23 protein-coding genes are annotated in these 21,185 nt (G+C 58.8%); 7 read left to right on the top strand and 16 right to left on the bottom strand.

The window, feature by feature from the left end; translation table 11 throughout:
• Positions 1-422 precede the first annotated feature (422 nt).
• Complete coding sequence (locus EGY08_RS04365; protein WP_049115835.1) at positions 423-1,511, bottom strand: tartrate dehydrogenase; 1,089 nt, start codon at positions 1,509-1,511, stop codon at positions 423-425.
• A gap of 82 nt (positions 1,512-1,593) precedes the next feature.
• On the opposite strand from EGY08_RS04365, the gene EGY08_RS04360 reads away from it, so the two are divergent.
• Complete coding sequence (locus tag EGY08_RS04360; protein WP_177447586.1) at positions 1,594-2,571, top strand: LysR substrate-binding domain-containing protein; 978 nt, start codon at positions 1,594-1,596, stop codon at positions 2,569-2,571.
• Here the strand turns inward: EGY08_RS04360 and EGY08_RS04355 are convergent.
• The 4 genes from EGY08_RS04355 to puuD form a co-directional block, all read right to left on the bottom strand.
• Entirely contained in the window at positions 2,568-3,848 is a 1,281-nt protein-coding gene (locus tag EGY08_RS04355) for an NAD(P)/FAD-dependent oxidoreductase (RefSeq protein WP_123828271.1), read from the bottom strand. The genes EGY08_RS04360 and EGY08_RS04355 overlap by 4 nt on opposite strands.
• A 2-nt stretch (positions 3,849-3,850) precedes the next feature.
• A complete protein-coding gene (gene puuC, locus EGY08_RS04350; RefSeq protein ID WP_123829407.1) occupies positions 3,851-5,338 on the bottom strand; it encodes an aldehyde dehydrogenase PuuC in 1,488 nt (495 codons plus the stop codon).
• A gap of 242 nt (positions 5,339-5,580) precedes the next feature.
• Complete coding sequence (gene puuR, locus EGY08_RS04345) at positions 5,581-6,138, bottom strand: HTH-type transcriptional regulator PuuR (protein ID WP_004131263.1); 558 nt, start codon at positions 6,136-6,138, stop codon at positions 5,581-5,583.
• Positions 6,139-6,315: 177 nt separating this feature from the next.
• Positions 6,316-7,110: a gamma-glutamyl-gamma-aminobutyrate hydrolase gene (gene puuD / locus EGY08_RS04340; RefSeq protein ID WP_227631392.1), complete on the bottom strand. Its 795-nt coding sequence runs from the start codon at positions 7,108-7,110 to the stop codon at positions 6,316-6,318.
• 223 nt (positions 7,111-7,333) lie between these two features.
• Between puuD and puuA the strand changes: the two genes are divergently transcribed.
• Both puuA and EGY08_RS04325 read left to right on the top strand, forming a co-directional pair.
• Positions 7,334-8,752: a glutamate-putrescine ligase gene (gene puuA, locus EGY08_RS04335; RefSeq protein ID WP_004131267.1), complete on the top strand. Its 1,419-nt coding sequence runs from the start codon at positions 7,334-7,336 to the stop codon at positions 8,750-8,752.
• Positions 8,753-9,101: 349 nt separating this feature from the next.
• Positions 9,102-10,493: an APC family permease gene (locus EGY08_RS04325; RefSeq protein WP_123828270.1), complete on the top strand. Its 1,392-nt coding sequence runs from the start codon at positions 9,102-9,104 to the stop codon at positions 10,491-10,493.
• A 121-nt stretch (positions 10,494-10,614) separates the two neighbouring features.
• On the opposite strand, the gene EGY08_RS04320 is transcribed toward EGY08_RS04325, so the two are convergent.
• A complete protein-coding gene (locus EGY08_RS04320; protein ID WP_004131271.1) occupies positions 10,615-10,737 on the bottom strand; it encodes a small membrane protein in 123 nt (40 codons plus the stop codon).
• Between the two features lie 271 nt (positions 10,738-11,008).
• Here EGY08_RS04320 and EGY08_RS04315 point away from each other — a divergent pair, with 271 nt between their 5' ends.
• Both EGY08_RS04315 and agp read left to right on the top strand, forming a co-directional pair.
• On the top strand, positions 11,009-11,233 hold the full coding sequence (locus EGY08_RS04315) for a hypothetical protein (protein ID WP_004131273.1): 225 nt from the start codon (positions 11,009-11,011) through the stop codon (positions 11,231-11,233).
• Between the two features lie 139 nt (positions 11,234-11,372).
• Entirely contained in the window at positions 11,373-12,620 is a 1,248-nt protein-coding gene (agp, locus tag EGY08_RS04310) for a bifunctional glucose-1-phosphatase/inositol phosphatase (protein ID WP_123828269.1), read from the top strand.
• Positions 12,621-12,759: 139 nt separating this feature from the next.
• Here agp and EGY08_RS04305 read toward each other — a convergent pair whose 3' ends face one another.
• Entirely contained in the window at positions 12,760-12,987 is a 228-nt protein-coding gene (locus EGY08_RS04305; RefSeq protein WP_004131277.1) for a YccJ family protein, read from the bottom strand.
• Between the two features lie 19 nt (positions 12,988-13,006).
• Positions 13,007-13,603, bottom strand: a complete 597-nt coding sequence (gene wrbA / locus EGY08_RS04300; RefSeq protein WP_004131278.1) for an NAD(P)H:quinone oxidoreductase — start codon at positions 13,601-13,603, stop codon at positions 13,007-13,009.
• Between the two features lie 374 nt (positions 13,604-13,977).
• Here wrbA and EGY08_RS04295 point away from each other — a divergent pair, with 374 nt between their 5' ends.
• The gene (locus EGY08_RS04295; RefSeq protein ID WP_004131287.1) at positions 13,978-14,151 is read left to right on the top strand and encodes a general stress protein; all 174 of its coding nucleotides are present in this window, start codon (positions 13,978-13,980) and stop codon (positions 14,149-14,151) included.
• A 243-nt stretch (positions 14,152-14,394) separates the two neighbouring features.
• On the opposite strand, the gene rutG is transcribed toward EGY08_RS04295, so the two are convergent.
• Genes rutG through rutA form a run of 7 tightly spaced genes read right to left on the bottom strand, consistent with a single transcriptional unit; the run spans position 14,395 to position 19,816 of the window.
• Complete coding sequence (rutG, locus tag EGY08_RS04290; protein WP_123828268.1) at positions 14,395-15,717, bottom strand: pyrimidine utilization transport protein G; 1,323 nt, start codon at positions 15,715-15,717, stop codon at positions 14,395-14,397.
• 21 nt (positions 15,718-15,738) lie between these two features.
• Complete coding sequence (rutF, locus tag EGY08_RS04285; protein ID WP_004131291.1) at positions 15,739-16,233, bottom strand: NADH-dependent FMN reductase RutF; 495 nt, start codon at positions 16,231-16,233, stop codon at positions 15,739-15,741.
• A 9-nt stretch (positions 16,234-16,242) separates the two neighbouring features.
• Positions 16,243-16,833 carry a malonic semialdehyde reductase gene (locus tag EGY08_RS04280; RefSeq protein ID WP_004131293.1) on the bottom strand — a complete coding sequence of 197 codons (591 nt, stop codon included), beginning with the start codon at positions 16,831-16,833 and terminating at the stop codon, positions 16,243-16,245.
• A complete protein-coding gene (rutD, locus tag EGY08_RS04275; RefSeq protein ID WP_049113022.1) occupies positions 16,830-17,633 on the bottom strand; it encodes a pyrimidine utilization protein D in 804 nt (267 codons plus the stop codon). Before rutD ends, EGY08_RS04280 begins: the two co-directional genes overlap by 4 nt.
• On the bottom strand, positions 17,630-18,022 hold the full coding sequence (gene rutC, locus EGY08_RS04270) for a pyrimidine utilization protein C (RefSeq protein ID WP_004131297.1): 393 nt from the start codon (positions 18,020-18,022) through the stop codon (positions 17,630-17,632). The genes rutD and rutC overlap by 4 nt, the downstream gene beginning before the upstream one ends.
• Positions 18,015-18,725, bottom strand: coding sequence for a pyrimidine utilization protein B (rutB, locus tag EGY08_RS04265; protein WP_004131298.1), 711 nt, complete (start codon positions 18,723-18,725; stop codon positions 18,015-18,017). The genes rutC and rutB overlap by 8 nt, the downstream gene beginning before the upstream one ends.
• Positions 18,725-19,816 (bottom strand): pyrimidine utilization protein A, encoded by a 1,092-nt coding sequence (gene rutA, locus EGY08_RS04260; RefSeq protein WP_087829303.1) that lies wholly within the window; start codon positions 19,814-19,816, stop codon positions 18,725-18,727. Before rutA ends, rutB begins: the two co-directional genes overlap by 1 nt.
• Before the next feature lie 286 nt (positions 19,817-20,102).
• Between rutA and rutR the strand changes: the two genes are divergently transcribed.
• Positions 20,103-20,741: an HTH-type transcriptional regulator RutR gene (rutR, locus tag EGY08_RS04255; RefSeq protein ID WP_004131301.1), complete on the top strand. Its 639-nt coding sequence runs from the start codon at positions 20,103-20,105 to the stop codon at positions 20,739-20,741.
• On the opposite strand, the gene EGY08_RS04250 is transcribed toward rutR, so the two are convergent.
• Positions 20,738-21,133 (bottom strand): lysozyme inhibitor LprI family protein, encoded by a 396-nt coding sequence (locus EGY08_RS04250; protein WP_004131302.1) that lies wholly within the window; start codon positions 21,131-21,133, stop codon positions 20,738-20,740. The genes rutR and EGY08_RS04250 overlap by 4 nt on opposite strands.
• Between the last annotated feature and the right edge of the window lie 52 nt (positions 21,134-21,185).

The raw sequence follows: 21,185 nt of genomic DNA, 5'->3' as shown, positions 1-21,185 counted from the left end.
CCCGGTGCCTGAGGGAGGCAGATTGGGTAGCCCGGACAGGCGCGTCAAGCGCCGCCTCCGGGAAAGCGTGCAGGGGTTCCGTTCACCGCTATCCTGCAGAAAATGTCTCACCGTGGTAGGTGAACGGGTAAAGGGGGAGAAAACCGTCTCCCCCTTTACAATCCCCGCGGTCCCGCAAAGAAATCGGTGCTGCGCACTGCGCTCACCTCCCGGTCCTCAGCCCGCGGTCGGCTCAACTCGACATCGCTGTCTCGATTCGCCTCTGGCCGCCATCCCTGGCGGCCAGCCCTTGTCTTCCGACCTCCGGTTCGCCGATTTCAGCGGGCACCAGGGCATCGCTGCATATCACGTTGTTTCAGAGGCATATCGTAGCTGCACGAACATCGTCCCGGAGGCGGCGCTGCCGCGCCCGTCTGGGCGATCTACTGCCCGGCAATCGCCCGACAAATCGCCTCGCCCACCTGCTGGGTGGAGGCGCTGCCTTGCATATCCGGCGTCTTCGGTCCGCTGGCAATGGTCTGCTCAATCGCCGCCAGAATACCGTCGTGGGCGGCCTGGTAGCGCGCGTCCCCGTTGCCGAGAAAGTCGAGCATCATCGCGCCGGCCCAGATGGTGGCAATCGGGTTGGCGATATTTTTGCCGTAGATATCCGGCGCCGAACCGTGCACCGCTTCAAACAGCGACGGAAAGGTACGGTCCGGATTGAGGTTTGCCGATGGGGCAATGCCGATGGTGCCGGTACAGGCCGGGCCGAGATCGGAGAGGATATCGCCGAACAGATTAGAGCCGACCACCACGTCAAAACGCTCCGGCTGCAGCACGAAGCGGGCGCACAGAATATCAATATGCTGCTTATCCCATTTCACCTCAGGGTATTCCTGTGCCATCGCTTCAACGCGCTGGTCCCAAAAGGGCATGCTGATGGCCAGACCGTTAGATTTAGTCGCCGAGGTCAGGGTTTTGCGCGGGCGGCTTTGCGCTAATTCAAAGGCGTAGCGCAGAATACGGTCAACGCCGCGGCGGGTAAATACCGACTCCTGAATTACCACTTCATGTTCGGTACCCGGATTCACATGCCCGCCGAGGGCGGAGTATTCCCCTTCGGTATTCTCGCGCACCACGTAAAAATCGATATCGCCGGGCTGTTTACCCGCCAGCGGGCAGGGGACGCCGGGGAACAGGCGCACCGGACGCAGGTTGACGTACTGGTCAAATTCGCGACGGAACTTCAGCAGCGAGCCCCACAGGGAGATGTGATCCGGCACGATATCCGGCCAGCCGACCGCGCCGAAGTAGATCGCATCAAATGTTTGCAGCTGCGCGCGCCAGTCGTCGGGCATCATGGCGCCGTGTTGCGCGTAATAGTCGCAGCTGGCCCACTCAAAATACTCGAAGCTTAACGCCAGCCCCCAGCGTTCGGCGGCGGCCTGCAGCACACGGACGCCTTCCGGCAGCACTTCTTTACCGATGCCATCGCCGGGGATGGCGGCAATACGTAAGGTTTTATTCATCATTGTTCTCAGTTTCAGGTAAGGGAAATTGACTTCATCTCTATCCTATAATTGACTGATTCATAATTAATCCCGCCAACTGGTGAAACATAAAACACGAATCATGAATAATCTGCCGCTGCTGAACGATTTGCGCGTTTTTATGCTGGTTGCCCGCCGCGCCGGTTTCGCCGCCGCCGCTGAAGAGCTGGGGGTCTCTCCGGCTTTCGTCAGCAAGCGCGTGTCGCTGCTGGAGCAAACGCTCAACGTCCAGCTGCTGCACCGTACCACCCGGCGCGTGGCTATCACCGAGGAGGGGGAGCGCATCTACGAATGGGGGCAGCGCATCCTGCAGGACGTCGATCAGATGATGGATGAGCTCACCGATGTGCGGCAGGTACCGCAGGGGACGCTGCGGATTATCAGCAGCTTTGGCTTTGGCCGGCGAGTAGTCGCGCCGGCGCTCTCCGAGCTGGCCCGTCACTACCCGCAGCTGGAAATCCGTTTTGATGTTGCTGACCGGCTGGTGGATTTAGCCAATGAAGGGGTCGATCTGGATATTCGCGTTGGCGACGATATCGCCCCCAACCTGATTGCCCGCCAGCTTGCCAGCAATCACCGCATCCTCTGCGCCTCGCCGGCGTTTGTCGCCCGCTATCCCCGGCCGAGACAGCTAAGCGATCTCGCCGCGCTGCCGTGTCTGGTGATCAAAGAGCGCGACCGGCCCTTTGGCGTCTGGCAGCTACGCGATAAAGAGGGTGAGCACGCTATTAAGGTAACCGGACCGCTGTCGTCAAACCACGGCGAAATCGTCCATCAGTGGTGCCTCGAGGGGCAGGGGATCGCGCTGCGCTCATGGTGGGACGTCAGGGAGAATATTGCCAGCGGCAATCTGCTGCATCTGCTGCCGGAGTACTATCAGCCCGCCAATATCTGGGCGGTATACGTCTCGCGGCTGGCGACCTCGGCCAAAATTCGCGCCACCGTGGAGTTTTTGCGCCGCTACTTCCAGCAGCGCTTTCCGCAGCAGTACGACGAGGCAATATTGCCGACGGCAGGTGCCGTCGGCCGGGGGGATTAAACGCCCAGGCGATCGCGCAGGCTGTAGTACGCCGCGCCCATGGCGGTAAACGGAATGCGCAGGCTGCGCCCGCCGGGGAACGGATAGTGCGGCAGCCTGGCGAAGGCGTCGAAACGTTCGGCGTCTCCGCGCAGCAGCTCCGAAATCAGCCGTCCGGCGAGGTGCGTACAGGTCACTCCGTGGCCGCTGTAGCCCTGCATATAATAGATATTGTTATCGAGACGGCCAAACTGCGGCATCCGCGAGAGGGTCAGCAGGAAGTTGCCGGTCCAGCGGTAGTCTATTTTTACCCCCTGCAGCTGCGGGAAGGTTTTCAGCAGCTTCGGCATAATCAGTCGCTCAACGTCGTCCGGATCGCGCGCGCCATACACCACGCCGCCGCCGTACAGCAGGCGGTTATCGGCGGTCAGACGGTAGTAATCCAGCAGGTAGTTACAATCCTCCACGCAGTAGTTTTTCGGGATCAGCGAGCGCGCCAGATCCTCAGCCAGCGGCGCGGTAGTGACCACCTGGGTGCCACACGGCATGCTGCGCTTCGCCAGCTCCGGCTCGAGCTTATCGCCGAGATAGGCGTTACCGGCGACGATCACGTAGCGGGCGGTGACCTGGCCGCGTTCGGTGGTCACCACCGCAGGGCTGCTGTGCTGAATGCGGGTGACCGGTGATTGTTCGTAAACCCGACCGCCGTTCAGCCGAATGGCGTCCGCCTCGCCAATCGCCAGGTTCAGCGGATGAATATGGCCGCCGCTGTGGTCCAGCAGGGCGCCGGCGTAGCGGTCGCTGTCCACTTCGCGGCGAATAGCGCTGGCATCCAGCAGCTCCAGCTGGGTATTGCCGTAGCGCTCCCAGTTCGCCTTCTGCTCTTCCAGCGTCTCCAGCTGTTTATGGTTCAACGCGACAAATAGCCCGCCGGGGCGATAGTCGCACTGGATTTGATAGCGTTGGATGCGCTCGCGAATAATGTCGCCACCTTCAAACATCATGCTGCCGAGCATCTTCGCGGCGTCCGGGCCGTAGGTTTTCTCGATAACGTCGATATCGCGGCTATAGGAGTTAACCAGCTGGCCGCCGTTCCGCCCGCTGGCGCCGAAGCCGATGCGCGCGCCTTCAAGCAGCACCACATCGTAGCCCATTTCGGCCAGATGCAGCGCCGATGAGAGGCCGGTATAGCCGCCGCCGACGATGCAGACGTCGCAGCTGATTGATTCGTCCAGCATCGGGAACGGCTCATAGCGGTTGGCGCTGGCGGCATAATAGCTGGTGGTATGTTCGCTCATGATTAAGACTCCAGGGCAATCCAGATAGTTTTCAGTTCAGTGAATTTTTCCAGGGCGTGCAGGGACTTATCGCGTCCGTTACCGCTCTGCTTATAGCCGCCGAACGGCACGGTCATATCGCCATCGTTGTAGTTGTTCACGAAGACAGAGCCGGCTTTCAGACGGCGGCTGACGCGGTGAGCGCGGGAGAGATCGCGGGTCCAGACCGCCGCGCCGAGGCCGTAGCGGCTGTCGTTGGCCAGCGCCAGCGCCTGCTCTTCGGTGTGAAAGCGGGTCACCACCAGCACCGGGCCGAAGATCTCCTCCTGGCTGAGCGGGGAGGCGGGGTCGACATCGACGAAGATGGTCGGGCCGACCGCCGCAGGCCACGGATTTTTACGTCCATCCAGCAGCAGCGTGCTGTGCGCCTCGCCGGCGCGAATAAAGCTATGGACGCTATCGGCATGGGTGTTGTCGATCAGCATGCCCATGGTGGTATTCGGGTCGAGCGGATTGCCCGGCTGCCAGGCCTTTGCCTGCTCTTTCAGGAGATCGAGAAAGCGGTCGGCGATGCTCTCTTCCAACAGCAGGCGAGTACCGGCGATACAGACCTGGCCCTGATTGTAGAAAATACCGCCGGCGGTGGCGTTAACCGCTTTTTGCAGGTCCGGGCAGTCGGCAAAGACGATATTGGCGCTTTTACCGCCCGCCTCCAGCCAGACGCGCTTCATATTGCTGTCGCCCGCGTCTTTCAGCAGCTGTTTACCGGTGCGGGTGGAGCCGGTAAAGGTAATCACTTCGACGTCCGGATGCAGCGCCAGCGCCTGACCGGCTTCATGGCCGAAACCGCTCACCACGTTAAATACGCCGTCCGGCAGTCCGGCCTGTTTTGCTAAGCCCGCCAGACGCAGAGCGGTAAGGGGGGATTTTTCCGACGGCTTAAGCACCACGCTGTTGCCTGACGCCAGCGCCGGGCCAAGCTTCCAGCAGGCCAGCAGCAGTGGGAAATTCCACGGCACTACCGCCGCAATCACGCCAATCGGTTCGCGAACGATCATGGCCAGTTCGTTGCCGCTGGTGGGGGCGACTTCGCCGTAGACTTTATCGATAGCTTCGGCATACCAGCGAATCGCGCGAGCGGCGCCGGGGATATCGTCGCGCAGGCTGTGACGGATCGGTTTGCCGGTATCGAGGGTTTCCAGCAGCGCCAGCTCTTCGCGATGGGCGTCCATCAGGTCGGCGAATTTATGCAGCACCGCTTTGCGCTGGGCAGGAGACGCCTGCGACCAGTCGCCGCGATCGAAAACGCCGCGGGCGGCCTGGACCGCGCGATCGACGTCGGCTTTTTTGCCGCGCGCGACCTCGGCAAGGGTCTGCTGCGCCGCCGGGTCGACGGTGGTAAACACGCTATTATCGGCGGCGGCGCTGTACTCGCCGTTAATAAATAGCCGCGTTTCAATCGTCAATTCGCGTGCTTTTTGTTGCCAGTAAGCCAGGTTGTGAAAATCCATCATGACTCCTTAATGACATAATCGGAAAAATAAAAAAGTGGTGATTTCAGACCCTCAGGGCGTAGGGCGTCCCCGGGGTTGAGTACCGTTTAAATTGCCCGTTAACGGGCGTAAATTATCCGGGGCCAGCGGAATACGTTTTTCCGCATCGCGCAAGGTGAACTGCGTTTTCTTCGCGCCGCCGGAATAAACTCCGACGGTGCAGGCCTGAAGAAAGCCTGAGAAAACCTCAGGCTAAAAAATCAGAATGTGGTGGGAGTATGGGCGCTGATGATTCGGCAGATACCCGCCGAGGTGTTGCTGAAGCTATGCGGTATGCCGGTGTTAATGGCATAGCTTTGCCCAGCCACCAGGTGATACGTCTGACCGTTAATGGTCAGCACGACTTCACCCTCCAGTATGGTGCCTATCTCCTCACCCTGATGCTTAATCCTCTCCCCGGTTGTGGTTCCAGGCTGGTACGTTTCAAAAATCATCGCCAGCGTGCGGTTCGGATTGCCATTGTGAACCAGTTTCATCGACACCCCCTGACTGCCGATTTCAATCAGATCGTCCTGATTGATAACCACCTGAGGTTCAGCCGGTTTTTCTGGTTCAGAAAAGAATTCCGAGAGCGACAGCCCGTAGACTTTCAGCAGCTTTTGCAGCGTACTGATGGCAGGACTGACTTTGTCCTGTTCTATGGTGCTGATGGCACTATGTGTTAACCCAGACAGTTCGGCGGCACGACGCTGTGAGAGACCCAGCTGTTGGCGGATCTCTGACAGACGTTTCCCTGGCGCCAGTCCGTCATCGCTCATATTTGCATTTCCTTAACGGTAGTGGTCAGAGTCGCTGTTTTTCAGCGACATATACCCGTCATACTTCAAGTCGCTTGCGCGTTGGCTTTGCTCGCTCACCCCAGTCACTTACTCCAGTAAGCTCCTGGGGATTAATGAGAGGCTCCTGCCTCTCACCGGAGGCCAGCCTTCGGCTGGTCAAATTCGTTCCCGACGAATTTGTCGCTCACTTGCCGCTTTCCTGCAACTTGAATTATTTTGGCTATAGTTCTGACAGGCGGTGATAAAACCCTCAAACAACATTCGCGACAGGGCGTATTCGCTACTGTTCCATTCAGGATGCCACTGCACGCCGAGGGCGAAAGGATGGTCGTTAACGCTGACCGCTTCCGCCAGCCCGTCGGGAGAACGCGCCTCCACGCGCAGCCGTGGACCCGTGGTTTTCGCTCCCTGTCCGTGTAACGAGTTTACCCAAAACGTGTTGCAGCCCGGTATTAACTGAGAAAGTAATCCTCCTTCCTGAACCTGAACTTCATGCGAGGGCGCATATTGCTGCTCGACGGGAAGTTCGGGGTCCTCGCGGTGCTCAAGAAGCTCAGGCTGCTCGAACAGACGACGATACAGAGTCCCGCCGGTGGCGACAACAAGTTCCTGTAGTCCACGGCAGATGGCGAAAATGGGGATGCGCCTTTCGAGCGCGGCGTCGATCAGCGCCATGCTCAGAAGATCACGCCCGGGATCGGCGTCAGGCTCATCGCCGTTTTCACCATAGAGGTGCGGCTGTACGTTGCTCGGGCTGCCGGGCAGATAAATGCCGTCCAGTTTTGGCAGTAGCGCGGAAAGCAGTTCCGGCTCCGCCAGCGCGTGCGGCAGGGCAATCGGCACGCCGCCGGCGTTAACAATCGCGTTCAGATACTTCTCTTGCAGAGTCTGGGTCTGGTGACCCTTAAGCCTGTTTCGACACATCACCACGCCAATAACTGGCTTGTACATTATATTTTCCATGATCGCCCTCACAAAGTGGACTAAATTATGACCGGATTAGCGGGTAAAACGGCCATTTCGTTCAATATTTTCTCAATCTAGCAGTGGATATAGCCCTTTGCAAACTTAATTTAACATTTGACAAACAATTTGTTTGCATACACATTCCAATAGTGGACATTATATTTAACAGTGCCATTCAGGGTCCGAAACTAAACAACGGCGGTGAATCATGGAAACTAATATCGTAGAAGTTGAGAATTTTGTTCAGCAGTCGGAAGAGAGACGGGTCAGCGCATTCACCTGGGAAGTGAAGCGCTACCTCGAGCGTTACCCCAATACGCAATACGTAGATGTACTGTTAACCGACCTGAACGGCTGCTTCCGCGGTAAGCGGATCCCGGTGTCTGGCCTGAGCAAACTGGAGAAGGGCTGCTATTTCCCGGCTTCGGTGTTCGCGATGGACATTCTCGGCAACGTGGTGGAAGAGGCGGGACTCGGCCAGGAGATGGGCGAACCGGATCGCACCTGCGTACCGGTGCTGGGAACCTTAACGCCGTCGGCGGCGGACCCGGAATACATTGGTCAGGTTCTGCTGACCATGGTTGATGAAGATGGCGCTCCCTTTGACGTTGAGCCGCGGAACGTTCTTAACCGGCTCTGGCAGCAGCTGCGCCAGCGCGGGCTGTTCCCCGTGGTAGCGGTAGAGCTGGAGTTCTATTTACTTGACCGCAAGCGCGACGCGGAAGGTTACCTGCAGCCGCCGTGCGCGCCGGGAACCGGCGATCGCAATACCCAAAGCCAGGTTTACTCCGTCGACAACCTCAACCACTTTGCCGACGTGCTGAACGAAATCGATGAGATCGCCCAGCTTCAGCTGATCCCCGCCGACGGCGCGGTGGCGGAAGCCTCTCCCGGTCAGTTTGAAATCAACCTCCACCATACCGATAACGTGCTCGACGCCTGCGATGACGCGCTGGCGTTAAAACGTCTCGTGCGTTTAATGGCGGAGAAGCATAAGATGCACGCCACTTTTATGGCCAAACCCTATGAAGAGCACGCCGGTAGCGGGATGCATATCCATATCAGCATGCAGAACAACAAAGGCGAGAACGTGCTGGCGGACGCGGACGGCGAAGATTCCGCGATGTTAAAACGCGCGCTCGCCGGGATGATTGATCTGATGCCGGCGTCGATGGCGCTGCTGGCACCGAACGTCAACTCGTATCGTCGTTTCCAACCGGGAATGTACGTGCCGACCCAGGCGTCGTGGGGGCACAACAACCGAACGGTGGCGCTGCGCATTCCGTGCGGCGATCGGCACAACCACCGCGTCGAATATCGCGTGGCCGGGGCGGACGCCAACCCGTACCTGGTGATGGCGGCGATTTTCGCCGGCATCCTCCACGGTCTGGATAATCCGCTGCCGTTACAGGAAGAGGTGGAAGGCAACGGCCTTGAGCAGGAGGGGCTGCCGTTCCCGATTCGCCAGAGCGATGCGCTGTGGGAGTTTATGCAAAACGATCACCTGCGCGAACGGCTTGGCGAACGTTTCTGCCACGTTTATCACGCCTGTAAAAACGACGAATTACTGCAGTTTGAGCGGCTGATCACGGAAACCGAAATCGAGTGGATGTTGAAAAACGCCTGATTGCCGCCCCGCAGGGGGCAGCTTAGCGTTATCACGAGTAGCATCATACGGCCTGAGCGGAGCCTGGTCGGACGTTTTTGCTGGGAGCCCAGCCATTCCCGGATGCCGCGTTAAGGAGCGCAGGCGGCAACGGGGCTTCAGTTAACGACACAGTGTGTAACGAGGTAGGAAATGATGCAGATGTTTAAATATCCGCAGGGAGAAGGGGGCCGTCATGGCCGCATGGAGTGCGCCGCCACCGCTCGTCGGTTCTTTTTACCTTTTGATTTGCCATTAACCCCGTTGCGAAGCAGGTTGGTTTCCCGGTCTCTACGACCGCAAACCCGGATGTGCAGCGGGGGAAATGGCCATGGCTATTAACACCTCTCTCGATAACGCCTCTGAAGCGGGCAAACCACGGCTGCGTAAGTCTCTCAAGCTGTGGCAGGTGGTGATGATGGGCCTCGCCTATCTGACCCCGATGACGGTTTTTGATACCTTCGGCATCGTTTCCGGCATTAGCAACGGCCACGTTCCGGCCTCCTATCTGCTGGCGCTGGCCGGCGTGCTGTTTACCGCCATTAGCTACGGTAAGCTGGTACGCCAGTTTCCGCAGGCGGGATCGGCGTATACCTACGCGCAAAAGTCGATCAGCCCGCACGTCGGGTTTATGGTGGGCTGGTCTTCGCTGCTGGATTATCTGTTCCTGCCGATGATCAACGTTCTGCTGGCCAAAATTTATCTTTCCGCGCTGTTTCCGGACGTGCCGCCCTGGGTATGGGTGGTGACGTTTGTGGCCATTCTGACCGCAGCGAACCTGAAAAGCGTCAATTTGGTGGCGAACTTCAATACCCTGTTCGTGCTGGTGCAGATCTCAATCATGGTGGTCTTTATCGTGCTGGTGGTGCAGGGGCTGCATAAGGGGGAGGGCGTCGGTACCGTCTGGTCGCTCCAGCCGTTTATTAGCCAGAATGCGCACCTGATCCCGATTATTACCGGGGCGACGATAGTCTGCTTTTCGTTCCTCGGCTTTGATGCGGTGACGACCCTTTCCGAAGAGACGCCGGACGCCGCGCGGGTGATCCCGAAAGCCATCTTCCTGACCGCGGTCTACGGCGGGGTGATTTTTATTGCCGCCTCGTTCTTTATGCAGCTCTTTTTCCCCGATATTAGCCGTTTTAAAGACCCGGACGCGGCGCTGCCGGAGATCGCCCTCTACGTCGGCGGCAAGCTGTTCCAGTCGATTTTCCTGTGCACCACCTTTGTGAATACCCTGGCGTCAGGCCTGGCCTCACACGCCAGCGTTTCTCGCCTGCTGTACGTTATGGGCCGTGATAACGTTTTCCCGGAGCGCATTTTCGGCTATGTCCATCCAAAATGGCGGACTCCGGCGCTGAATGTGATCATGGTGGGCATCGTCGCGCTGTCGGCGCTGTTCTTCGACCTGGTTACCGCCACGGCGCTAATTAACTTTGGCGCGCTGGTGGCGTTCACCTTCGTTAACCTGTCGGTGTTTAATCACTTCTGGCGGCGTAAGGGGTTTAACAAAACCTGGAAAGATCGCTTTCACTATCTGCTGCTGCCAATGGTCGGTGCGCTGACGGTGGGCGTTCTGTGGATTAACCTGGAGGCGACCTCGCTGACGCTCGGTCTGATATGGGCGGGGCTGGGTTTGCTGTATCTGACTTATCTGACCCGCCGCTTCCGTAACCCGCCGCCGCAGTTTGACGGGGCTAAAGCGGAACAGGCCTGGGAATCGTAACGATTTTTAACTCACACATAAAGGCAGGCCGGCGAGCCTGCCTTCTTTTTTTCATTCTCGTTTGAAATCAGGCAGTCGGGGAGAAATAGCAGGGGCAGAAGGTAAGAATAGTGAGGATGAATTATTTCTTTTTCTTATGGGTTGGCAGCTGTGCGGAGCGCCGATCCTTGACATAGGAGACCAGGCTGTAGATGGCTACTCCCAGCAAAACCACCGCGACGATAAAGAGCAGGATACCTGACATAGATTAACCTAATGTTATGTTTAACATGAAGAAAAAATACCGTGATATCGGGATAATAGCATCGGGATATTTCTTAAAGATGACCCGATGAATCAGACGAGAATAGACTGCCAGCAATGCACTGAAATTATTATTTACATGAATAAATGTGAAGAGTAAAGCGCGATGATGGTGAAAAAATGAACGAGTAACACTCGGTTAAGCGAATTTACAGACGAGCGCGCGACGGGCTGCTACCCTTGGCCCGCTAAATAAGGGGTGAGAGTAACAAATGGTTAATAAGCAAATCATCGCTGTTGTTGGGCCGCTGCTGGTTCTGACGTCATTCAATAGCCTGGCCGAACCCGGGAACCCGTCAATTCGCGAACGTATTGTCGATCAGGTTTTAAAACCCTGCGAAGGTAAAAAAGCCGGCGATAAAGTGCTGATCGTCGACCATCGCGGCGGCAAGCATGAAGCTATCTGTACCCTTGCGGCGGTGCCGCTGCCGGAGTAACGCCATCCCTCTGATTTCACTCTTCCTGCGTCATGGCGGAAAGCGTAATTCTTTCCGCACTTTGCGAGCCATTGCCCGGAAAAATGTCATAAATTTGTCACAATTAAGGCGATGATAATCACTGACTGAGGGTTAAGGGATGAGAAAAAGTCTACTCGCCGCCGCCGTGGCCGGCGTTGTCTTACTGTCCGCTGGCGTCCAGGCGCAGGAGCAGGCCGCACCGGAAGGGTATCAGCTTCAGCAGGTACTGATCATGAGCCGCCATAACCTGCGCGCGCCGCTGGCGAACAACGGCAGCGTGCTGGAGCAATCCACGCCGAAATCCTGGCCGGAGTGGGATGTTCCCGGCGGTCAGCTGACGACCAAGGGCGGAGTACTGGAAGTCTATATGGGGCACTATATGCGTGAATGGCTGGCGCAGCAGGGGCTAGTGACCAGCGGCGAATGTCCGCCGGAGAACGCGGTCTACGCCTATGCCAATAGCCTGCAGCGTACCGTCGCGACCGCGCAGTTCTTTATTACCGGCGCGTTTCCCGGCTGCGGGGTGACGGTGCACCATCAGGAAAAAATGGGCACCATGGACCCAACGTTTAATCCGGTGATCGTCGACGATTCCGCCGCTTTCAGCGAAAAGGCGGTGCAGGCGATGGAGAAAGAGCTGCAGGGGATGCAGCTGGGCGAAAGTTATAAGCTGCTGGAGGCGATAACCGACTACCGCAATTCTCCGTCCTGCAAAGAGAAACAGCAGTGCTCCCTGAGCGAAGGGAAAGATACCTTTAGCGCCAAATATCAGCAGGAGCCGGGCGTTTCCGGTCCGCTTAAGGTCGGTAACTCGCTGGTTGACGCCTTTACGCTGCAGTATTACGAGGGGTTCCCGAAAGACCAGGTCGCCTGGGGCGAAATCAAAACCGATAAGCAGTGGCAGGTGCTGTCGAAGCTGAAAAACGGCTATCAGGATAGCCTGTTTACTTCCCCTGAAGTGGCGCGCAACGTGGCTAAGCCGCTGGTGAAATATATTGATAACGCGCTGGTGGGCGATGCGGCGAAGGCGGCGAAAGTGACGCTGCTGGTGGGACACGACTCCAACATCGCTTCGCTGCTGACGGCGCTGGATTTTAAACCCTATCAGCTGCATAACCAGTACGAGCGCACGCCTATCGGCGGCAAGCTGGTATTCCAGCGCTGGCATGATAACGGCGGCAATCGTGATTTGATGAAGATTGAGTACGTCTATCAAAGCACCGAGCAGTTGCGCAATGCCGATGCGTTAACCCTGCAGTCGCCGCCGCAGCGGGTGACGCTGGCGCTGAACGGCTGTCCGGTCGATGATAACGGCTTCTGCCCGATGGACACCTTTAAAAAGGTGATGGCCGAGGCGACAAAATAACAGAGCATAAAAAACCCGGAGCAATCCGGGTCTTACTGCCGATGTTTAGCCTGGTCTTGTAGCCCGGACAGGCGCAACGCGTCGCCTCCGGGAAGCTCATGCAAGAATTCCCGGAGGCGGTACTGTGTACCTGTTCGGGCTACACGTTCTTGCGTTCGATAGTTTGTTCGCCCCAGAACAGGGAGTCTTTGTCCGTTTTAGCGAAGGCGAGGGGCAGGACTTCATCGCTGCCTTCCTCCCAGATTTTCTCCGCCAGCTTTTCATCGTAATGGGCTAATTCAAAAATCGCCTCGGCAATTTCAGGAGACGTATTGCGCAGACTTGCCCACTCACCGACGCGATGGGCCTTTGCTTCTTGATTCGGCATGCTTTCCTCCTGCTGAAGATTAACCGTGTAGTTTTACTGCCAGGCCCGCAACGTGCTCTCCCTGATAACGGGCAATCGCCAGCTCCTCTTCGCTCGGCTGACGCGAGCCGTCGCCGCCGGCGATGGTGGTGGCGCCGTAAGGCGTACCGCCGCGAACCTGCGAGACATCAAATAGCTCCTGGGCGCCGTAGCCGATCGGCACAATAATCATCCCGTGGTGCGCAAGGGTGGTCCAGGTTGAGGTAATGGTTTGTTCCTGGCCGCCGCCGGTGCCGGTTGAGCTGAACACGCTGGCCAGCTTGCCGTACAGCGCGCCGGATGCCCACAGGCCGCCGGTCTGATCGAGGAAGGTGCGCATTTGTCCGGACATATTGCCGAAACGGGTAGGGGTACCAAAGATGATGGCGTCGTACTCCGCCAGCTCCTGCGGCGTGGCGACGGGCGCGTTTTGCGTTTTCCCGCCTGCTTTGGCAAAAACCTCTGCCTGCATGGTTTCCGGTACGCGCTTCACGACCACTTCAACGCCATCTACCTTGTTTGCCCCTTCGGCGACGGCATGCGCCATGGTCTCGATGTGTCCGTACATAGAATAATAAAGCACCAGAATCTTAGCCATTTGCATCACTCCTCGGTTGCGTTATGTGCCAGCCAGTTGACTGGCTATCTTTAAAGATAAGACTTGTGGCGAAGAGTGCAAATGCAACAATCATTTATTTGATTTATAACAAAATTGCAAAAAACGAGGGCTGTTGCAAAAAGATACATCTTTAGTGGCGCTATTTTAGGCTGTCATAAGAGCCGCTTAGCGCGCACCCGGCGTAATAGCAGCAGTTCTTATACAAAATCTATTTCAGAATGTGACGATATCCCTCCGACGCGGTTTTCCTTCGCTAACCTTAAAAGCACGTGATACGCAACCCGTATCGCGGAGGCCTGAGCCTCGTGTTTCACCTAATGCAGCATGATGTCTAACCTAAATGGAGGTCAGTAATGGCAAACCATCGTGGCGGTGCCGGCAACTTTGCCGAAGACCGTGAAAGAGCATCAGAAGCAGGTCGTAAAGGTGGCCAGCACAGCGGGGGGAATTTTAAAAACGATCCTCAACGCGCATCCGAAGCGGGTAAGAAAGGGGGTAAAAACAGTCATGGCAGCCGCGAAAGCTAGCGTCCCCTGATTGTTTGCTGATGGGGGTTAATCTCCCGGGCCCGACCCCATCACCCTCGCCGCCGACGTCACGTCGGCGGTTTTTTTGTCTCTTTGCAGCTGCCGTTGAGCGGGAGGAACGCCCGGCTCACGGCGTAAACGCCTTAACCGGGCTACGGGTTTACCGTTGCCTGCGGACCGGTATCCGGGGCAAGGCGCGTTAAGCGCCGCTTCCGTTAACGGGTCTTCAGGCGTCGCACGCTTTCATACCGGGGTGACGTTGGTTTGCCCGGCCTCACGCGGACGGCGGTTAAGCAGAGCGTGCAGCAGGATCGCGCCGAAGGTGGCCGTACCGATCCCGCCGAGGGTGAAGCCGCCGAGAGAAAGCGCGAAATCGCCCGCCCCCAGCACCAGCGTCACCGCCACCATAATCAGATTCGCGTTCTGACTCAAATCCACGCGGTTCTGCACCCAAATTCGCGCGCCCGCGACGGCAATCAGGCCAAACACCACAATCGATGCGCCGCCGATCACCGGTCCCGGAATGGTATGGATCAGCGCGCCGAATTTCGGTGAAAATCCAAGCAGCATCGCAATCAGCGCCGCCGCGACGAACACCAGCGTTGAGTACACTTTGGTGACCGCCATTACGCCGATATTCTCCGCGTAGGTGGTCACCCCGCTGCCGCCAACCGAGCCGGAAAGCATCGTTGCCAGTCCGTCGCCGACGAACGCCCGCCCCATATACGGGTCCATATTGCGTCCGGTCATCCCGGCCACCGCCTTCAGGTGACCGAGATTTTCTGCCACCAGAATCACCGCTACGGGGGCGATCAGCATCATCGCCTGGCCGTTAAAGGTCGGGGCGGTTATCTGCGGCAAGCCAAACCACGCTGCCTGCGCAAGCAAGCTAAAATCCAGGGGCTTGCCCAGCCCGAGGCCGTTGGCCAACAGCGCGTAGAGCGCGCAGGCGATAATCAACCCGACGAGGATCAGCAGCCGCTGCAGCATTCCGCGGGTAAACACCGCCACCAGACCGATGCACAGCACCGTCAGCACCGCCATCCAGCCGTCAAATGGCGTCGCTGATACGCTGCGCACCGCGATTGGCGCGAGGTTAAGACCGATCGCCATGACTACCGCGCCGGTGACTACCGGCGGCATCAGCCGCTCGATCCAGCGGGTGCCGATTTTCATCACCACCAGGCCAATCAGGGTATAAACCAGTCCGCAGAGAATAATCCCGCCCAGCGCGACGCTGAGGTGCGGGTTAAGCCCCTGGCCGTTGAAGCCGGTGACGGCGATCACCACGCCGACGAAGGCGGCGCTGGAGCCCAGGTAGCTCGGCACGCGCCCGCCGGTAACCAAAAAGAACAGCAGGGTGCCGACGCCGGACATCAGGATCGACAGATTGGGATCCAGCCCCATCAGGATTGGCATCAGAACGGTTGCGCCAAACATCGCCACCGCGTGCTGCACGCCCATCACCATGGTTTGCCCGACCGACAGCCGTTCATCGGGAGCGACGACGCCGGAGGCGGCGGAGGGGGAGGTTAACTGCCAGCGAGGAAAATCGAAGAGAGCCATGATGAGATCCTGGGTTTAGGGTTAACAGGCTGGACGCATCAGCGTGTGGTAGCCGCGGTCGAACCACATCAGTCCGCGCGGTTCCGGATGGCGTACAATCGCCGCCACTTCGCAAAACAGAATGTCATGAGTCCCGACGCTGACGATCTGGCTGATGCGGCAGTCGAAGCTGACCAGCGCCGCTTCCAGACGCGGGCAGCCGGTCGCGCCGGTTTGCCAGTCGGCGGCGGCGAAGCGCTCCGCCATCGGCGTTTTACCGCCGAAAACGTTCGAGAGTTCTTCCTGGCCAGCCGCCAGGGTGTTGACGCACAGCGCCTGGTGCTGGCTGAAGATCGGCCACACCGAGGCGGAGCGATTCAGGCAGACCAGCAGCGTGGGCGGCGCGTCGGTGACGCTGCAGACTGCGCTGGCGGTAAAGCCGGCGCGGCCAGCCGGACCATCAGTGGTGATAATGTTCACCGCCGCCCCGACGTGGGCCATGGCGTCGCGAAAGCTTTGTTTATCGGCAAGAGACATACGGGCTCCTTATGCCAGCTGGCAGGCATCATCAAACGGCAGACGCGGCAGGCGGCCATACAGCTTGCCGGGATCGCCGTAGCCGATATTGATCAGCAGGTTGCTCTTCCAGGCGCCGTCGGCAAAAAACGCCGCATCGACTTTGTCGCGGTCAAAGCCCGACATCGGGCCGGTGTCCAGGCCCAGTGCGCGGCAGGCGAAAATCAGGTATGCCGCCTGCAGTGAGCTATTGCGAAAGGCGGTTTCCTCCGCCATCTGCGGGCTGGAGGTAAACCAGCTGCGGGCGTCGCCGTGGGGGAACAGCTCCGGCAGCCGATCGTAAAATGCGCGGTCCCAGGCGACGATAGCGGTGACCGGCGCCTGCATGGTTTTCTCGACATTGCCGCTCGACAGGGCCGGGCGCAGCTTCGCTTTGCCTTCCACCGTGCGCACGAAGACGATGCGCGCCGGGGAGCAGTTGGCGGAGGTCGGCCCCATTTTCAGCAAGTCGTAGACTTCACGCAGTTGCTCGTCGCTGACCGGCTTATCCAGCCAGCCGTTGTGGGTTCGGGCCTCGGTAAACAGCGCGGCGCAGGCGGCCGGGCTAATGGCTTCGCTCATAGGTTCTCCTGGGGGACGGGCAGCATCGCGGCCAGCCCGTCGCATAAAATAGGGTTAAAGGTGGCGGTATCGGTGACGTTGCAGGCGTGGCCGCCCCAGGCCATTTCCGCCAGCTGGCTGCCGGGGATTGCCGCCTGAAGCACCCGGGAGCAGGAGGCCGGGACCAGCAGATCGTCAGCGGCGCTGATAATCAGCGTCGGACAGGTTATCGCTGCCGCCCGGCGCGAAAAGTCGGCCTGCTTGAGGGCGTTCAGCCTCTTCAATAGATTCTCTTTGCCCTGGAAATGGCTGATGGCGAGCGCGTCTTCGGCCTCCAGCCGCGGCAGGCGCGAGGCCATCCACTCCGCCGGGTAGAGGAACAGCGGCTGCGCCTCCACCCATGCCTGCGCGCCGCCCGCGTGCAGCAGGCGTTCGCGCACCAGGAAGCAGCGGCGGGTATGCGGGGAGAGCGTCAGCCAGCCATTTACCAGTACCAGGGCGCTTATCGCTGCGGGATAGTCCAGCGCCAGCTGTAGGCCAATCAGCGCACCCAGGGCGTGGCCGACCAGCGCAAAACGTTCGATTCCCGCCGCCTGCAGCGCCGCGTTAAGCTCCTGCGCCATGGCCGCCATGCTGTAGCCTGTCGGCAGCGGGCCGCCGTTTTCGCCGGTGCCGTTATGGTCATAGCTCACCAGCTGATAGTGCGGTTCGAGCGCCGCCCGCTGCGGTAGCCAGTAGCCGCCCGCACCGCCGAGCCCGGCGCTCAGAACCACCACCGGCGCGCCCGGATAAGGCGCCGGGGAGATGTTCAGCTTCATCATGCCGGTTTCCCGATATGCGCGACGGTCGCTATCTCCACCAGCGCATCGGGCTTCACCAGCCCGCACTGAATGCAGAAACGCGCCGGTTTGTCGCCGGGGAAGAACTCCGCGTAGACCTCATTAATCGCGGCGTAGTTTTTCCAGTCGGTGATAAAAATGCTGTTGAACGTCACATCCGCCATACTGCCCCCCGCCGTCTCGATAACGCTCTTGATGGTTTCCAGCACGTGGCGGGTTTGCGCCTTTGGGTCGCCGATATACACCACGTTGTTTTGCTTATCGAACGGCAGGGTGCCGGAGACGTAAACCACGCCGTCGGCCAGCGTGCCCGGGACAAATGGGGCGATAGGCGTGGTGGTGCCTGGCGGAATAATCACCTGTTTAGGCATAACGTTTCTCCTCGGAAAAGGCGCGCGGCGCGGCGGGCTCAAGGGCGGTACAGAAGCTGGCGACATCGCTGACCCAGCCAAAGAAGGTTTCAATATTGAACAGCGCGGCCTGCTGGGCGAACGCTGGACCGGCCTGATGGGTGGCGTCCTCCAGCACGATGCCGAAATATTCGAGGAAGAAGCCGTCGCGCAGGGTTGATTCCACGCAGACGTTGGTGGCAATACCGGTAAACACCAGATGGCGGATGCCGCGGCTGCGCAGGATACTGTCGAGCGCGGTGTTAAAGAAGCCGCTGTAGCGCGGTTTCGGCAGCACGATATCGCCTGGCAGCGGTTTCAGCTGATCGACCAGCTGGTAGTCCCAGCCGCCTTTTGCCAGCAGCTTACCCTGCAGCTCCGGGTTCTTACGCATGGTTTTCAGCGCGTTGGATTTATGAAAATTCGGCGAGCCGGGGCCGCCTGCTTCTACGTACTGGTCGTCCCAACCGTTCTGGAACCAGATAATCAGCATCCCGGCGGCACGCGCGGCGGCCACGGCGAGGTTGATATTGTCGATAACCGGTCGGGTGGCGGAAACGTCAAATCCGGCGAGGTCGAGATAGCCGCCCTGGCTGGCGTAGGCGTTCTGCATATCGACGACGATCAGCGCGCTCTGCTGCGGCGCGAAGGTCAGGGATTCCGGGCGAGCGGGTAGGGTAATCATCAGGCAACCTCTTGAGTCATGGTGGCGATATGGTCGCGGCAGCGCATCAGCGGCTGAATGCGCTGACCAAAAGCTTCAATTCCGATCAGGAAATCATCAAACGTCAGCAGCACGCCGTCGGTGCCGGGAACTGCCGCCACTTCGTCGAGCATGCGGGCGACGCTGGCGTAAGAGCCGACAAGGGTACCCATGTTGATATTGACCGCCGAGGTGGGGTCGGCCATCTGGCGCACGTTGGTGTCGCTGCCGGAACGGGTGTCTTTCTGGCTCTGTTCGGTAAGCCACGCCAGCGCCTCGTCATCGGCGCCGGCTTTGTAATGATCCCATTTGGCGCGGGCCGCCTCGTCGGTCTCGTCGGCGATCACCATAAACAGGACGTAGGAGCCGACGTCGCGGCCGGTTTTTTCCGCCGCCTGCATCATACGCGCGGCGGTGGGGGCGAAGGCGGCTGGGGTGTTGACCCCTTTACCGAAGCAGAAGTTGTAGTCCGCGTGCTGGGCGGAGAACGCCATACCGGCGTCGCTTTGCCCGGCGCAGATCACTTTCATCGGCTGCGACGGCTGCGGGCTGACGCGACAGTCGTTCATGGTGAAGTAGTCGCCTTTAAAGTCGCTACGCCCGGTCCCCCACAGGTCGCGCAGCACCTGGACATATTCGGTGAGATAGTCGTAGCGGCTGGCGAAGTAGTCGTCGCCCGGCCACATACCCATCTGCTCGTATTCCGGTTTTTGCCAACCGGTCACCAGATTGACGCCAAAGCGGCCGCCGGAAATGGAGTCGATGGTCGAGGCCATGCGGGCGACGATCGCCGGTGGCAGCGTCAGCGTGGCGGCGGTGGCGTAGATCTGAATGCGCGAAGTGACGGCAGCCAGCCCGGCCATCAGGGTGAAGGACTCCAGATTATGATCCCAGAATTCGGTCTTACCGCCGAAGCCGCGCAGTTTAATCATCGACAGCGCGAAATCGAAGCCGTAGTGTTCGGCTTTTTGCACGATGGCCTTATTCAGCTCAAACGTCGGCATGTACTGGGGAGCATGGGTGGAAATCAGCCAGCCGTTATTACCAATCGGAACGAAAACACCAATTTTCATACCTACCTCTCTGCATGTCGTTGAACAAGAAGGCGCGCGGCGCTGCATCCTGCATCTCCCTCAATCACCTCGCCTGAAAAATAAAGCAAAGGCGATGCCAGTTTTACAAAGGCTAATGTTATTAATGTGTTACTGGATGGTTGCCGAAAATAGCAGCAATAAAAGTGGACTGAATGGTCAAAATCGGTGCACGAAAAAACCGCAGTCGTGCGCAATCAGGGTGCAGAGAGTCGTGTCGGCGCTGGGCATTTGCTATGCTGATGGCGTGAAAAGAAGGAGATGACGAATGGCACAGGGCAGCGTGAAAAAGATCGGCAAACGTTCACTGGCGGTGAGCGCGAAAAAAGAGGCGATCCTGGCCGCCGCGCTCGATGCGTTCTCGCAGTTTGGTATCCACGGTACGCGGCTTGAGCAGGTCGCCGAGCTGGCCGGGGTATCGAAAACGAACCTGCTCTACTACTACCCGTCGAAAGAGGCGCTGTATATTGCCGTGCTGCAGCAGATTCTGGCTATCTGGCTGGCGCCGCTGAAGGCCTTTCGCGAAGATATCAGCCCGCTGGTGGCTATCGGCGAATATATTCGCCTCAAGCTGGAGGTGTCCCGCGATCACCCGCAAGCGTCAAGGCTGTTCTGCCTGGAGATGCTGCAGGGCGCGCCGCTGCTGATGGGTGAACTGACCGGCGATCTGAAAGCGCTGGTGGATGAAAAGTCGGCGATTATTTCCGGCTGGGTCGAGAGCGGCCGGCTGGCGCCGGTTGACCCGCAGCATCTGATCTTTATGATCTGGGCGACCACACAGCATTACGCCGATTTCGCCACTCAGGTTGAGGCGGTAACCGGCGCGACGCTGCGCGATGAGACGTTTTTTCAGCAAACCGTCGATAATGTCCAGCGGATGATTATTGAAGGGATCCGCGTGCGTTAATTGGCGGGCGGCAGCGGGCAGCTCTGATCGCCATCCTCGCACTGCAGCAGCGAGGCGAGGAACGACTCGCGCTCGACGGTTTTATCGGACATGCACTGGTTGATCAGCATCGGCTGTACGCTGCCGCCCTCAGCGCCGGAGGCGAGGAACTGACAGTCGGCGTCGCGTAGCGCAATCCACGACAGCTGCGCTTTTTTCAGCAATTCCTGCTGCTTGCCGGAGGCGCGCTTCAGCGCTTCCTGATACGTTTCATTTAATTTTTTGTCGTCAGCCTGGTACTGCGCGGCGGTGCACTGGTTCATTTCCGTTTGATTGCTGGCGTTGCTGCATTCGTCCGCCAGCGCATGGGTGCTTGCCAGCAGCGCGGCAAAAGCGAGTAAAGTGCGTTTCATTGGTCAACTCCCATAAAAAAAGCTCCCGTCCGGGAGCCTTAATTAACCACAG

Origin of the sequence: Klebsiella sp. FDAARGOS_511, from assembly GCF_003812845.1 — a bacterium.
GTDB classification, from domain to species: Bacteria; Pseudomonadota; Gammaproteobacteria; order Enterobacterales; family Enterobacteriaceae; genus Klebsiella; species Klebsiella grimontii.
The sequence above is the reverse complement of the archived record's forward strand: the minus strand, read 5'-3'. Positions and strand labels throughout refer to the sequence as shown.

Bases quoted from the DNA above. Each gene is read 5' to 3' on its own strand.
- EGY08_RS04365 (WP_049115835.1), bottom strand. From the start codon at position 1,511: ATGAATAAAACCTTACGTATTGCCGCCATCCCCGGCGATGGCATCGGT.
- EGY08_RS04355 (WP_123828271.1), bottom strand. From the start codon at position 3,848: ATGAGCGAACATACCACCAGCTATTATGCCGCCAGCGCCAACCGCTAT.
- puuC (WP_123829407.1), bottom strand. From the start codon at position 5,338: ATGGATTTTCACAACCTGGCTTACTGGCAACAAAAAGCACGCGAATTG.
- puuR (WP_004131263.1), bottom strand. From the start codon at position 6,138: ATGAGCGATGACGGACTGGCGCCAGGGAAACGTCTGTCAGAGATCCGC.
- puuD (WP_227631392.1), bottom strand. From the start codon at position 7,110: ATGTACAAGCCAGTTATTGGCGTGGTGATGTGTCGAAACAGGCTTAAG.
- puuA (WP_004131267.1), top strand. From the start codon at position 7,334: ATGGAAACTAATATCGTAGAAGTTGAGAATTTTGTTCAGCAGTCGGAA.
- EGY08_RS04325 (WP_123828270.1), top strand. From the start codon at position 9,102: ATGGCTATTAACACCTCTCTCGATAACGCCTCTGAAGCGGGCAAACCA.
- EGY08_RS04320 (WP_004131271.1), bottom strand. From the start codon at position 10,737: ATGTCAGGTATCCTGCTCTTTATCGTCGCGGTGGTTTTGCTGGGAGTA.
- EGY08_RS04315 (WP_004131273.1), top strand. From the start codon at position 11,009: ATGGTTAATAAGCAAATCATCGCTGTTGTTGGGCCGCTGCTGGTTCTG.
- agp (WP_123828269.1), top strand. From the start codon at position 11,373: ATGAGAAAAAGTCTACTCGCCGCCGCCGTGGCCGGCGTTGTCTTACTG.
- EGY08_RS04305 (WP_004131277.1), bottom strand. From the start codon at position 12,987: ATGCCGAATCAAGAAGCAAAGGCCCATCGCGTCGGTGAGTGGGCAAGT.
- wrbA (WP_004131278.1), bottom strand. From the start codon at position 13,603: ATGGCTAAGATTCTGGTGCTTTATTATTCTATGTACGGACACATCGAG.
- EGY08_RS04295 (WP_004131287.1), top strand. From the start codon at position 13,978: ATGGCAAACCATCGTGGCGGTGCCGGCAACTTTGCCGAAGACCGTGAA.
- rutG (WP_123828268.1), bottom strand. From the start codon at position 15,717: ATGGCTCTCTTCGATTTTCCTCGCTGGCAGTTAACCTCCCCCTCCGCC.
- rutF (WP_004131291.1), bottom strand. From the start codon at position 16,233: ATGTCTCTTGCCGATAAACAAAGCTTTCGCGACGCCATGGCCCACGTC.
- EGY08_RS04280 (WP_004131293.1), bottom strand. From the start codon at position 16,833: ATGAGCGAAGCCATTAGCCCGGCCGCCTGCGCCGCGCTGTTTACCGAG.
- rutD (WP_049113022.1), bottom strand. From the start codon at position 17,633: ATGATGAAGCTGAACATCTCCCCGGCGCCTTATCCGGGCGCGCCGGTG.
- rutC (WP_004131297.1), bottom strand. From the start codon at position 18,022: ATGCCTAAACAGGTGATTATTCCGCCAGGCACCACCACGCCTATCGCC.
- rutB (WP_004131298.1), bottom strand. From the start codon at position 18,725: ATGATTACCCTACCCGCTCGCCCGGAATCCCTGACCTTCGCGCCGCAG.
- rutA (WP_087829303.1), bottom strand. From the start codon at position 19,816: ATGAAAATTGGTGTTTTCGTTCCGATTGGTAATAACGGCTGGCTGATT.
- rutR (WP_004131301.1), top strand. From the start codon at position 20,103: ATGGCACAGGGCAGCGTGAAAAAGATCGGCAAACGTTCACTGGCGGTG.
- EGY08_RS04250 (WP_004131302.1), bottom strand. From the start codon at position 21,133: ATGAAACGCACTTTACTCGCTTTTGCCGCGCTGCTGGCAAGCACCCAT.